9 protein-coding genes and 1 pseudogene are annotated in these 13,066 nt (G+C 72.6%); 7 read left to right on the top strand and 3 right to left on the bottom strand.

The genetic code is table 11. The annotated features are described in order from the left end of the window. Positions 1 to 5: 5 nt before the first annotated feature. From OG395_RS38695 to OG395_RS38675, 5 genes are all read left to right on the top strand, one after another. A complete protein-coding gene (locus tag OG395_RS38695) occupies positions 6 to 986 on the top strand; it encodes a cobalamin biosynthesis protein (protein WP_327247083.1) in 981 nt (326 codons plus the stop codon). Beyond that, positions 983 to 2,569, top strand: coding sequence for a cobyric acid synthase (locus tag OG395_RS38690; protein WP_327247082.1), 1,587 nt, complete (start codon positions 983 to 985; stop codon positions 2,567 to 2,569). The genes OG395_RS38695 and OG395_RS38690 overlap by 4 nt, the downstream gene beginning before the upstream one ends. Positions 2,570 to 2,705: 136 nt before the next feature. Next, positions 2,706 to 4,721, top strand: a complete 2,016-nt coding sequence (locus OG395_RS38685) for a putative cobaltochelatase (RefSeq protein ID WP_327247081.1) — start codon at positions 2,706 to 2,708, stop codon at positions 4,719 to 4,721. Further along, positions 4,721 to 5,329, top strand: coding sequence for a cob(I)yrinic acid a,c-diamide adenosyltransferase (cobO, locus tag OG395_RS38680; protein WP_327247080.1), 609 nt, complete (start codon positions 4,721 to 4,723; stop codon positions 5,327 to 5,329). Before OG395_RS38685 ends, cobO begins: the two co-directional genes overlap by 1 nt. After that, positions 5,323 to 6,747: a cobyrinate a,c-diamide synthase gene (locus tag OG395_RS38675; protein ID WP_327247079.1), complete on the top strand. Its 1,425-nt coding sequence runs from the start codon at positions 5,323 to 5,325 to the stop codon at positions 6,745 to 6,747. Before cobO ends, OG395_RS38675 begins: the two co-directional genes overlap by 7 nt. A 5-nt stretch (positions 6,748 to 6,752) precedes the next feature. Here OG395_RS38675 and OG395_RS38670 read toward each other — a convergent pair whose 3' ends face one another. Further along, the gene (locus OG395_RS38670; RefSeq protein ID WP_327249593.1) at positions 6,753 to 7,505 is read right to left on the bottom strand and encodes a ZIP family metal transporter; all 753 of its coding nucleotides are present in this window, start codon (positions 7,503 to 7,505) and stop codon (positions 6,753 to 6,755) included. Between the two features lie 85 nt (positions 7,506 to 7,590). On the opposite strand from OG395_RS38670, the pseudogene cobC reads away from it, so the two are divergent. Next, positions 7,591 to 9,184: pseudogene (cobC, locus tag OG395_RS38660) on the top strand (Rv2231c family pyridoxal phosphate-dependent protein CobC). A gap of 85 nt (positions 9,185 to 9,269) precedes the next feature. On the opposite strand, the gene OG395_RS38655 reads toward cobC, so the two are convergent. After that, positions 9,270 to 10,199, bottom strand: a complete 930-nt coding sequence (locus OG395_RS38655; RefSeq protein ID WP_327247077.1) for an SCO1860 family LAETG-anchored protein — start codon at positions 10,197 to 10,199, stop codon at positions 9,270 to 9,272. A 300-nt stretch (positions 10,200 to 10,499) separates the two neighbouring features. Beyond that, positions 10,500 to 11,600 (bottom strand): amidohydrolase family protein, encoded by a 1,101-nt coding sequence (locus tag OG395_RS38650; protein ID WP_327247076.1) that lies wholly within the window; start codon positions 11,598 to 11,600, stop codon positions 10,500 to 10,502. A 103-nt stretch (positions 11,601 to 11,703) separates the two neighbouring features. Between OG395_RS38650 and OG395_RS38645 the strand changes: the two genes are divergently transcribed. Then, positions 11,704 to 12,810, top strand: a complete 1,107-nt coding sequence (locus OG395_RS38645) for a pyridoxal-phosphate-dependent aminotransferase family protein (protein WP_327249592.1) — start codon at positions 11,704 to 11,706, stop codon at positions 12,808 to 12,810. Positions 12,811 to 13,066: the final 256 nt, after the last annotated feature.

The following is a 13,066-nucleotide window of genomic DNA, read 5'->3' as shown; positions in this document are numbered from 1 at the left end:
GAGCCGTGCGAGCCGACCGCATCTTCGCGTACGGCGCCGCCGCCGGCCTGATCGGCGATCTGCTGCTCGGTGATCCCCGCCGGGGGCATCCGGTCGCCGCCTTCGGGCGGGCCGCGGCGGGCGTCGAACGGCGTCTGTGGCGCGACCACCGCGGGTGGGGCGCCCTGCACACCCTGGTCTGCGCCGGAGGCGCTGCAGGTGGAGCCGCGCTGGCCGCCCGTGTTGTACGCCGTCGTCCCGCCGCCTCCGTCGCCCTGACCGCGGCCGCCACCTGGTCCGTCGTCGGCGGCACCTCGCTGGGGCGCGAGGCGCGCGCCATCGGCGGCGCGCTCGCCGCCGGTGACATCGAGCTGGCCCGGGAGCGGCTCCCCCATCTGTGCGGGCGCGATCCGCACTCCCTCGACGGGCCGCAGATCGCGCGCGCCGTGGTGGAGTCCGTGGCCGAGAACACCTCGGACGCGGTGGTCGGCGCGCTGGTGTGGGGCGCGCTGGGTGGCGTGCCCGGACTCGTCGCCTTCCGCGCCGTCAACACCCTCGACGCGATGGTCGGGCACAAGTCGCCCCGCCATCTGCGCTACGGCTGGGCCTCGGCCCGCCTGGACGACGTCGTGGGCTGGCCCGGTGCCCGGCTCACCGCCGTGCTCGCCGTGGTTGCCGGGGGGCAGCCGCGTCGAGCGTTGCGGGCCTGGCGGGCGGACGCGGGCAGACATCCGAGCCCCAACGCGGGTCCGGTGGAGGCCTCGTTCGCGGGGGCGCTCGGCGTACGGCTCGGCGGGACCCTCGCGTACGGCGGACGTGTCGAGCACCGGCCGGTACTGAACGGCGCAACCGGCCGTGCGGTGGAGACCGGGGACATCGAGCGCGCGGTGCGGCTGTCGCGCCGGGTGGGGGTGCTGGCCCTCGGCGTGTGCGCGGCGGGCCGGCTGATCGCGGGACGGTGGTCGCCCTCGGGGCGGCGTCCGGCCGCGGGACGGAGCGGGAAATGAGCGGCGGACTGCTGGTCGCCGGAACCACGTCGGACGCGGGCAAGAGCGTCGTCACGGCAGGCATCTGCCGGTGGCTGGTGCGCCAGGGCGTGAAGGTCGCGCCGTTCAAGGCGCAGAACATGTCGCTGAACTCGTTCGTCACCCGCGAGGGCGCGGAGATCGGACGCGCGCAGGCGATGCAGGCGCAGGCCGCCCGGGTGGAACCGACCGCGCTGATGAACCCGGTGCTGCTCAAGCCCGGCAGCGACCGGTCCAGTCAGGTCGTCCTGATGGGCAGGCCGGTGGGCGAGATGAGCGCGCGCGGTTACCACGGAGGGCGACAGGAATCCCTGCTCGGTACGGTCGTTGACTGCCTGGAGCAGCTTCGGAGCACCTATGACGCCGTGATCTGCGAGGGTGCGGGCAGCCCGGCCGAGATCAATCTGCGGCGCACCGACATCGTGAACATGGGGATCGCGCGGGCCGCGCGGTTCCCCGTCGTCGTGGTCGGCGACATCGACCGCGGTGGCGTCTTCGCCTCGTTCTTCGGCACGACGGCACTGCTCAGCGCCGAGGACCAGGCGCTGATCGCCGGCTATCTGGTCAACAAGTTCCGCGGCGACGTGTCGCTCCTGGAGCCGGGTCTCGACATGCTGCACGGGCTGACCGGGCGACGGACGTACGGAGTGCTGCCGTTCGCCCACGGCCTGGGCATCGACGAGGAGGACGGACTGCGGGTCTCGCTGCGCGGGGCCGTACGCGAGTCGGTCGTCGCGCCGCCGCACGGAGAGGACGTGCTGCGGGTCGCGGTGTGCGCCGTACCGCTGATGTCGAACTTCACCGATGTGGACGCGCTGGCCGCCGAACCGGGTGTCGTGGTCCGGTTCGTGGACCGGGCGGAGGAGCTGGCCGACGCGGATCTGGTGATCGTGCCCGGCACGCGCGGGACGGTGAGGGCGCTGGCCTGGCTGCGGGAACGGGGGCTGGCCGACGCGCTGCTGCGGCGGGCGGCGCAGGGGCGTCCGGTGCTCGGCATCTGTGGCGGGTTCCAGGTGCTCGCGGAGCAAATCGAGGACGAGGTGGAATCGCGGGCGGGGCGGGTCGACGGGCTCGGACTGCTGCCGGTGCGTATCCGGTTCGACCACGAGAAGACCCTCGCCCGGCCGGTCGGTACGGCGCTCGGGGAGCCGGTGGAGGGGTACGAGATCCACCACGGGGTCGCCGATGTGCGGGGCGGCGAGCCGTTCCTGGACGGGTGCCGGGTCGGCGCGGTGTGGGGGACGCACTGGCACGGGTCGTTGGAGAGCGATGCGTTTCGGCGTCGGTTCCTGGTGGAGGTCGCGGCAGCGGCGGGGCGGCGGTTCGTGCCGGCGCCGGACACGAGTTTCGGCGCTCTGCGGGAAGAGCAGCTGGACCGCCTGGGGGACTTGATCGAGGAGCACGCGGACACGGGGGCGTTGATGCGGTTGATCGAGGCGGGGGTACCGGAGGGATTGCCGTTCGTGGGCCCTGGGGCACCGGAGGTGCCGGCGGCCCGAGGGCGCGGTGTTGTGGCTGGTGCACGTCGCGCTGACGAGCCCGGGGTGGCTGGGGGGTCGACGTGAGGGGAACGCCTACGGCGGGCTTTCCTCCCCGCCCCGCCCCTTCCCGTAACCGGGGCTCCACCCCGGACCCCAGTCCTCAAACGCCGGACGGGCTGGAACGCGGCCCGCGGATGGATGACGTCGTCAAGGAGGCTTTGTGAGTACCCCGTATCCCTTTACTGCCATCGTCGGGCAAGACGATCTGCGGCTCGGATTGTTGCTGAACGCCGTATCGCCCGCTGTCGGCGGTGTGCTCGTGCGTGGGGAGAAGGGGACCGCCAAGTCCACCGCCGTGCGGGCGCTCGCCGCGCTCATGCCCGAGGTCGATGTCGTCCCCGGCTGCCGATTCTCGTGTGACCCGGTGTCACCCGATCCGGCGTGTCCCGATGGTCCCCACGAGGCCGGGGGCGGCGTGTCGCGGGCGGCGCGGACCGTGGAGCTGCCGGTGGGCGCCTCCGAGGACCGGCTCGTCGGGGCGCTCGACATCGAGCGGGCGCTCGCCGAGGGGGTCAAGGCCTTCGAGCCGGGGCTCCTCGCCGATGCGCATCGCGGAATCCTGTACGTCGACGAGGTCAACCTGCTCCATGACCACCTGGTGGATCTGCTGCTGGACGCGGCTGCCATGGGTGCCTCGTACGTGGAACGCGAAGGCGTCTCCGTACGGCATGCCGCGCGGTTCCTGCTCGTCGGAACGATGAACCCCGAAGAGGGCGAGCTGCGGCCGCAGTTGCTCGACCGGTTCGGGCTGACCGTCGAGGTCTCCGCGTCACGCGACACCGATCAACGCGTCGAGGTCGTACGGCGGCGGCTCGCGTACGACGACGATCCGGCCGCGTTCGCCGCCCGGTGGGCCCAGGAGGAAGGGGAGTTGCGGGAGCGGATCGCCGCGGCGCGGGCGCTTCTTCCCCATGTGGTGCTCGGGGACCGTGCGTTGCGGCAGATCGCCGCCACCTGTGCGGCCTTCGAGGTCGACGGGATGCGCGCCGACATCGTGATGGCCCGCACCGCGACCGCGCTGGCCGCGTGGGCGGGGCGTACCGACGTGCTCGCCGAGGACGTCCGGCAGGCCGCCCTGCTCGCGCTCCCCCACCGGCGCCGCCGCAATCCGTTCGACGCGCCCGGTCTCGACGAGGACAAGCTCGACGACACTCTGGAGCAGAACAGCGGTGAAGGGGACGGGGGCGGGGACGATCCCGATCCGGACGGGCCGGGTGGGGGTGGGCAGCCTCCGCGGGAGGACGGGCCCGACACGCCGCCGCAGCCCGAGGCGGGGAACGGCGACACGCCCGGACTGCCCTCGCAGGGGCGGCCGGCCGATGGTGGCGAGCAGCAGCCCGCACGCGCCGCCGAGCCGTTCCGCACGAAGATGCTGAGCGTGCCGGGTCTCGGCGAGGGAGCGGCGGGGCGGCGGTCCCGGGCGCGTACCGAACACGGGCGTACGACCGGGGCGCGGCGGCCCGAGGGGGCCCTGACCAAACTGCATCTCGCCGCGACCGTACAGGCTGCCGCCCCGCACCAGCGTGCGCGCGGGCGGTCGGGCCGCGGGTTGGTGGTGCGGCGGGATGATCTGCGACAGGCGAACAGGGAGGGACGCGAGGGGAACCTCGTTCTTTTCGTCGTGGACGCGTCCGGGTCGATGGCCGCCCGGCAGCGGATGGGCGCCGTGAAGGGTGCGGTGCTGTCGCTGCTGCTGGACGCGTACCAGCGGCGGGACAAGGTCGGTCTGATCACCTTCCGCGGCAGGGGCGCCGACGTGGCACTGCCGCCCACCTCGTCCGTGGACGCGGCCGCCGCGCGGCTGGAGACGCTGCCGACCGGTGGGCGCACTCCCCTCGCGGCCGGGCTGCTGAAGGCACATGACGTACTGCGGGTGGAGCGGCTGCGCGATCCGTCGCGGCGGCCACTGCTGGTCGTGGTGACGGACGGGCGGGCGACCGGAGGTCCGGAGCCGGTGGCCCTGGCGGCGCGCGCCGCGCGGCTGCACGAGGCCGAGGGCACGGCGTCCGTCGTCGTGGACTGCGAGTCGGGGGTCGTGCGGCTCGGGCTGGCCGGCTCCCTGGCCCGCGATCTCGGGGGCACCGCCGTCACGCTCGACGAGCTGCGGGCCGACTCGATCGCCGGGCTCGTCAGGGACGTTCAGGGAACCAACGGATCCAACAGGAGGGCCGCTTAATGCCGCAGGGACAGCCGACCACGGTGCCGGACGACGGGCTGACGACGCGCCAGCGCCGGAACCGTCCGCTGCTCTTCGTCCATACCGGTATCGGCAAGGGCAAGTCGACGGCCGCGTTCGGGCTCGCGCTGCGCGCCTGGAACCAGGGCTGGCCGATCGGGGTGTTCCAGTTCGTCAAGTCGGCGAAGTGGAAGGTCGGGGAGGAGAACGCGCTGAAGGTCCTCGGCGCGAGTGGTGAGGGTGGCACGGTCGCCTGGCACAAGATGGGCGAGGGCTGGTCGTGGGTCCAGCGCGGCCTGCACGGCGACAACGCGGACAACAAGGAGAAGGCCCGCGAGGGCTGGGAGCAGGTCAAGCGCGACCTGGCCGCCGAGACGTACAAACTGTACGTCCTCGACGAGTTCGCGTACCCGATGCACTGGGGCTGGATCGACACCGACGAGGTGGTCGAGGTGATGCGCAACCGTCCGGGGACGCAGCATGTGGTGATCACCGGACGCAACGCCCCGGAGAAGCTCGTCGAGGCCGCCGACCTGGTGACCGACATGTCCAAGGTGAAGCACCCGATGGACGCCGGCCAGAAGGGCCAGAGGGGCATCGAGTGGTGACCATTCCGCGACTGGTGATTGCCGCGCCGGCCTCCGGCAGCGGCAAGACCACCGTGGCGACGGGACTGATGGCGGCCTTCGCGGAGCGCGGCCTCGCCGTGTCGCCGCACAAGGTCGGGCCCGACTACATCGACCCCGGCTATCACTCGCTGGCCACCGGGCGGGCGGGGCGCAACCTCGACGCGTACATGTGCGGTCCGGAGCTGGTCGCTCCGTTGTTCGCGCACGGGGCCCGTGGGTGCGACCTGGCGATCGTCGAGGGGGTGATGGGGCTGTACGACGGGGCCTCCGGACGGGGCGAGCTGGCGTCGACCGCCCATGTCGCGAAGCTGCTGCAGGCTCCGGTGGTGCTGGTCGTCGACGCGTCGTCGCAGTCGCGGTCGGTGGCAGCGCTGGTGCACGGCTTCGCCTCGTGGGATCCGCAGGTACGGATCAGCGGGGTGATCCTCAACAAGGTCGGCTCGGACCGGCACGAGATGTTGCTCCGGGAGGCGCTGGAGGAGTCCGGTGTCCCGGTGATGGGGGTGCTGCGGCGGGCCGAGCAGGTGGCCACGCCCTCGCGCCATCTGGGGCTGGTGCCGGTGGCCGAGCGACGGGGCGACGCGGTCGCCGCTGTCGCGGCGATGGGGGCGCAGGTGCGGAGCGGGTGTGACCTGGATGCGCTGATGGCGTTGGCGCGGTCGGCACCGCGGACGCCGGCCGCGTCGGGGGCGTGGGATCCGGCGGGGGCCGTGCGGGAGGCGGGCGGAGGCAGGGACGCCGACGGTGAGGGTGGCCCGGAACGGCCGGACGGTGGCCAGGGCGGGCCGGGTTGTGGCCGGCCCGTCGTCGCCGTGGCCGGAGGACCCGCCTTCACGTTCTCCTACGCCGAGCACAGCGAGCTCCTCACCGCCGCCGGGGCCGACGTCGTGACGTTCGATCCGTTGCGGGACGAAGCGCTGCCCGAGGGCACCCGTGGGCTCGTCATCGGTGGGGGATTCCCGGAGGTGTACGCCCCCGAGCTGTCCGCCAACGAACCGCTCCGCAAGGCCGTTGCCGATCTCGCCGCCGCCGGGGCTCCCCTTGCCGCCGAGTGTGCCGGGCTGCTCTATCTCTCGCGTTCGCTCGACGGACTGCCGATGTGCGGGGTGCTCGACGCCGACGGCCGGATGTCGAAGCGGCTGACACTCGGCTACCGGGAGGCCGTGGCACTCACCGACAGTCCGCTGGCCGCGGTCGGCACACGGCTGCGTGGGCACGAGTTCCACCGCACGGTGCTGGAGCCGGGCGCCGGTGCCTCCCCGGCCTGGGGCATGCATCTGCCGGAACGGCGCGTGGAGGGCTTCGTGCAGCAGGGCGTCCATGCCAGCTATCTGCATACGCACTGGGCCTCGGCGCCGGGCGTCGCGCGGCGGTTCGTCGAGTGGGCCGCGGTGTGACGCCGTCAGTCCGCGATGCCCACCACCGGCCACATGAAGGCGACCCCCACCACGGTGCACAGCAGTGTGGAGCGGGCCGGGTGGGCGTGGTGTGCCTCCGGAAGGATCTCGGCGGCGGCGAGGTACAGCAGTGCGCCGCCGAAGAAGCCGAGATAGCAGCCGAGGAACTCCTCCGGAAGGGTGAGCAGCGGCGTCGTGGCCGCTCCGACCATCGGTGCCAGGGCGTCCGCGAACAGCATCGCCAGGGCCTTGCGCCGCGCATTCCCGTACAGGCTCGTGACGGTGTACGTGTTGAAGCCGTCCGCGAAGTCATGGGCGATGACGGCCAGTGCGACGGCGGCGCCCATGCCGCCGCCGATCTGGAATGCCGCGCCGAGCGCCACCCCGTCCATCAGACTGTGGCCGACCATCGCCACCGCTGCCGTCAGCCCGACCTGCGGCACACGCCCGCCCGTCTCCCGACCACCACCCCTCGTGGAAGCGCCGGGCGCCGCGGCGCTGGATTCGATCGTGCCGTGTGCCGCCCGGCGTACGGCGAGGAGGCGCTCCACCGGGTGGGCGAGGAGAAAGCCGCCGACGAACAGGAACAGAGCCGCCGGGACGCCGAATACGCGCTCGCCCGCTGCCTCGACCGCCTCCGGCAGCAGGTCGAGGCCGACGACGCCGGGCACCAGGTGGCGGCCGTCGGTGACGCGCTGGGCGACCCAACCGCCCGCCAGGGGCATCAGGAAAGCGCCGAGCGCGACGAACACCGCCATGGGCTCTTGCCGGCCGATCGACCGCGGTCCGCGCATCTCGGAGCTGCTCCTTGTCCCGCTCCCGTTCCCGGAGGGATCTCGCCCCATGGTTCTGCTCGTCGTCGGGGTCGGCGCGGGCCGGGGCGCGCCGGCCGGTGAGGTGCTGGAGCTCGTCTCGTCCGTACTGCACGAGGCGGGGCTGTCACCCTGCGACGTCGTGGAGTTGGCGACCCTCGACTCGAAGACCGAGGAGCCGGGGATCGTCGGAGCGGCGGCGCTGCTGGGCGTGCCCGTACGCGGCTACAGCGCGCAGGAACTCGCCGTGGTCGCCGTACCGAACCCGTCGGGCGCCGTGCTCGCGGCGGTCGGTTCGGCGTCGGTCGCGGAGGCGGCGGCTCTCGTCCGTGCCGACGAACTCCTCGTACCGAAGCGGAAGTCGAACCCCGCGGGGCGGGTGGGGAAGGTGACCTGTGCGGTGGCCCGGCGGGCTTCGCACGCGCATCCGGATCCGACCGTTGCGTCGAGTGCGGTGCCGGGCACATAGTCGTCCTGCCGTTGCTCCATCCCCATCGTCATGAACCCGCCCCCCACACCCTCTGGAAGTCATGCACACTCCCACTGAGAGACCCGATGTCAACCGCGCAGGCGGACAGCACGATCTGCGGCACCACGGCGACGTGGAGGTCCGCGGCCGGGATCTGACCGATCTCGCCGTCAACGTACGTACCGATACGCCCCCGGCCTGGCTGAAGGAGCGAATAACCGCGTCCCTCTCCACGCTCGCCGCCTACCCGGACGGGGGCCGTGCGCGGGCCGCGGTCGCGGAACGGCACGGGCTGCCGGCGGATCGGGTCCTGCTGACGGCGGGTGCGGCGGAGGCGTTCGTGCTGATCGCACGGGCGCTGCCGGCCCGGCGGCCGGTCGTCGTGCATCCCCAGTTCACCGAGCCCGAGGCGGCGTTGCGCGCGGCCGGGCACACGGTGGGGCGGGTGCTGCTGCGCGCGGAGGACGGTTTCCGGCTGGATCCGGCGGCCGTGCCCGAGGAGGCGGATCTGGTGGTGGTCGGCAATCCGACCAATCCGACGTCGGTCCTGCATCCGGCGGCCGCACTGGAGAAACTGGCACGCCCCGGGCGGACGTTGGTGGTCGACGAGGCCTTCATGGACGCGGTGCCGGGCGAGCGCGAGGCGCTGTGCGGACGTACGGACGTCCCGGGCCTCGTCGTGCTGCGCAGCCTCACCAAGACATGGGGGCTGGCTGGGCTGCGGATCGGTTACGTGCTGGCGTCCCCGGAGACCATCGGCACGCTCCAGGAGGCGCAGCCGCTGTGGCCGGTGTCGTCCCCCGCGCTGGCGGCGGCCGAGGCGTGCATGGAGCCGCGGGCGCTGGTCGAGGCGGCCGTCGCGGCGGACCGTATCGCGGTGGACCGGGCCCATCTGATCGCCGGGCTCATGGAGTTCGCCGAAGTGCGGGTGGCGGAGCCTGCCGAAGGGCCGTTCGTGCTGGTGCGGCTGGAGCGGGCGGCGGAGGTGCGGGAGCGGCTGCGGGCGCTGGGGTTCGCGGCGCGGCGCGGCGATACGTTCCCGGGGCTCGGCCCGCAGTGGCTGCGGCTGGCCGTGCGCGACCGCGTGACGACCAACCGCTTTCTACAGGCGCTCGATCAGGCGCTCCAGGTGCTCGCCTCCCCCAGGAACCGCTGACGGGGAGCGGCGCTCGCCCCTGTGCGAACGCCGCTCCCCCATGCCCCTGATTTCCCCCTGTCCCGCCCCTCGGGCCGGGTCGGTGTCAGTCCTGGGCGCGCCTGCGTGCCACGACGGTCGCGCCCGCGCCCAGCGCAAGCAGGAACGCCGCTCCGCCCGCGAGGTACGGCGTCGTGGAGCTGCCACCGGTCTCCGCGAGGCTCGTGTCGACCGCTGCCGGGGCGTGGCCGGTCCCGGTCTGCGGCTTCACCTCGCCGCCGGAGTTGCCTCCCGCCGGCTCGGTGGGCTCGGCGCTGGGAGCGGCCGCCTTCGGGGTCTCACAGGTCGCCTCGACGAGCGTGACCTCACCCTGGACGTCGGCGACATTGAGCTTGAGCGGGTTGACCGACACCTTCAGCTGCAGCGCGGTCGCCGCGGCGGTACGCGACGTGGTCCGGGTCTTCGACAGGTCGAGGACGACCTCGCCGACGCCGGGCACCGCCACCCGGGTCGTGCCGCCCGCCGTCAGCGTGACCTTCCGGCCGAGGACCCTGACATGGCCCAGCACATTCGATTCGGCAACGGGCTTGTGACCCACTTCGCAGACCGCCTTCGAGGTGACCTTCTCGACCTCGACGATCGAGAGCAGCGGCAGTCCGGGCACATGGACGCGGGCCTTCGCCAGGTTGCTGTGACCCTCGGCCCTGTGCTTGTCGACGGTCGCGTCCGCCGTGGCCACGTCGGCACGGAGCACGTCGACCGGGCGGCTGTGCGCCACGCCGTCGAGCCGCACGCTGAGGGCGGTCTCCTCGGCGCTCGCCGGTGCGTGCACCTCGTTGAGCGTGGTCCTCAGCGGCACGTCGACCGTCTTGTTCAGGAGTGAGACGTCGAGTGCGGTGCGGAGCACGACCGCGCTCGCCTTCCCGCCGCCGGTGGTCGTGGTGGACCCGGTGGCGTGCGCCGGGGCGGCAACCAGCAGGGCGACGGGCGCGGCGGCAGCCGCCAGTGCGGCGAGGCGGAAGGTGTTGCTGTTCAAGATGGTGGAACCCCCACAAGAGACATGGAGCCACCGGCGCCGTCCAATGGGGGACATCGCGGGCACCGGTGGCCTCGACTCCGTGAATCTTTTCGTACAGATGGTGAACTGGCAGTTGCCTGAGGCGAGTTCACCCCAAAGGGGGTTTCCGTGTCTGCATTCGATTATCTCGGCACGTGCGACCCTCGGAGTCACCCGATCAGCCGAGCGTGTGCGAGGAACCGACCGGCTGCGCTGAGGTGCTTCGACGAACGCGAGCTCCGTTCGGTCACTGGCTGTCAACGCGTCACCGCGGCGGCGTCAGCCGATCACACGGCCGTTCAGCACCACATGGCGCGGCGCCGCCAGCACCCGTACATCCGCCCGCGGGTCCTCCTCGTACACCACCAGATCCGCCGGGGCGCCCTCCTCGAGGCCCGGCCGCCCGAGCCAGGCGCGCGCACCCCAGGCCGTCGCCGAGAGCGCCTCGCGGGCCGGGATGCCCGCCGTGACCAGTTCGGCGACCTCCGCCGCCACCAGACCATGGGCCAGCGAGCCGCCTGCGTCGGTGCCGACGTAGACCGGCACGCCCGCGTCGTACGCCGCGCGCACCGTGTCGTAGCGACGCTCGTACAGCTGCCGCATATGCGCCGACCAGCGCGGGAACTTGGCCTCGCCGCCGGCCGCGAGGTCCGGGAACGTGGCGATGTTGACCAGCGTCGGGACGATCGCGACACCGCGCTCGGCGAAGAGCGGGATGGTGTCCTCGGTCAGACCCGTCGCATGCTCGATGCAGTCGATCCCGGCCTCGACGAGATCGACGAGAGCGGCCTCGGCGAAGCAGTGCGCGGTGACCCGGGCGCCGAGCCGGTGCGCCTCGGCGATGGCCGCCTCGACCTCGCCGCGCGGCCAGCAGGCGGTCAGGTCACCGGCGTCCCGGTCGATCCAGTCGCCGACCAGCTTGACCCAGCCGTCGCCGCGCCGCGCCTCCTGCGCGACGTATGCGACGAGGTCGCCCGGCTCGATCTCATGGGCGTAGTTCCGGATGTACCTCCGGGTCCTGGCGATATGACGTCCGGCCCGGACGATCTTGGGAAGGTCCTCGCGGTCGTCGATCCACCGGGTGTCGGAGGGCGATCCGGCGTCCCTGATGAGCAGCGTGCCGGCCTCCCGGTCGGTGAGCGCCTGCTTCTCGCTCGTGGCGGCGTCGACCGGGCCGTGGTGATCGAGCCCCACATGGCAGTGGGCGTCCACGAGGCCCGGTAGCACCCAGCCGGTGACGGTCTCCGCCGCGTCCGCGCCGGGCGGCCGCTCGTACGAGATCCGCCCGCCGACGGCCCACAGCTCGTCCCGTACGTCGTCGGGACCGACGAGTACCCGCCCCTTCACATGCAGCACAGGCCGCACCGTGTGATCACTCATGGCAGCACTGTACGAGGCGGCCGATGACGGCCTCGGTACTCTCGACGGAAGCGCTGTTCGTACGCCGAACCGCAGGCCGACCCGATCCGAAGAGAGCACCACCGTGACGCACCCCTTCCTCGACCTCGCCCCGCTCACCGCCGCGCACTTCGCCGTCATCGAACGCCGGGTGGCCGGGCTCCTCGCCACCGAGCAGGACGTCGTCATCATGCAGGGCGAGGCGCTGCTTCCCCTCGAAGGCTGCATCCGGGGCGGTGCCCGGCCCGGTTCGACCGCACTGAACGTGGTCACGGGGCCGTACGGGCAGACCTTCGGGAACTGGCTGCGCGACTGCGGTGCCAATGTCATCGATCTGGCGGTGCCGTTCCACACGGCGGTCACCGCCGACCAGGTCGCGCAGGCGCTCGCCGCGCACCCGGAGATCGACTTCGTCTCGCTGGTCCACGCGGAGGCGGCGACCGGCAACACCAACCCGGTCGCGGAGATCGGTGAGGTCGTCCGGGCGCACGGGGCGCTGTTCATGCTGGACGCCGTCGCCTCGGTGGGCGCCGAGCCGCTGCTGCCGGACCTGTGGGGCGTCGACCTCTGCGTGATCGGCGCGCAGAAGGCGATGGGCGGCCCGGCCGGGGTGTCGGCGGTGTCGGTGAGCGGGCGCGCCTGGGAGCGGATCGCCGCCAACCCCGAGGCCCCCCGCCACTCGTACCTCTCGCTCCTGGACTGGAAGGAGCGCTGGATCGACGGCGGCCGCAAGGCGCTCCTGCACGCCCCCGCGCAGCTGGAGATGCTGGCGCTGGAGGCGTGCGTGGAGCGGATCGAGGCGGAGGGGCTGGAGGCGCTGATGGCCCGGCACGCGGCGGCCGCCGCGGCGACGCGGGCGGGCGCGGTGGCGCTCAGCGGCGGACTGGCGCCGTACGTGCACGAGGCACGGGACGCGGCGCCGGTCGCCACGACGCTGCGCGCCCCGGCGGGGATCGACGCCGCCGGGCTGGTCGCCAAGGGACTTGCGGCCGACCCGTCGCTGCCGCTGATCGCGGGCGGTGGGGCACTGTCCAAGGAGATGATCCGGGTCAATCACTACGGTGTGGACGCGACGCGGGGCGCGGTGCAGTCCTCGCTCGCGGCTCTGGGGGCGGCGTTGGCCGACGAGGGCCGGCCGGTCGACTTCGAAGCTGCCCGCAGGGCCGTTACGGAAACCTGGCCGAGCGAATAAATTCAGGAGGGTCCGGGATCCGGCGACGGACCGCCACGAATTCATCAATGCGGGGAGCTGTTAATTCATAGCAGCTCCCCGCATTCTTGTGCCCGCTTTCCCGGACACTAAACCCTAAAGTTTCGGAAGCATCGATCTGCGCAATTCGACCACACCTCCCGGGAGTTACGACTCTGTGACCGACTCCACACCCGGGGAAGATTTGCCGGATAAATGACGGACATATCGGCAGGAATCTTCACCGTTTCACGCCGGG

This window comes from Streptomyces sp. NBC_01320, assembly GCF_035974375.1.
Classification (GTDB): Bacteria; Actinomycetota; Actinomycetes; order Streptomycetales; family Streptomycetaceae; genus Streptomyces; species Streptomyces yanii.
The sequence above is the reverse complement of the archived record's forward strand: the minus strand, read 5'-3'. Positions and strand labels throughout refer to the sequence as shown.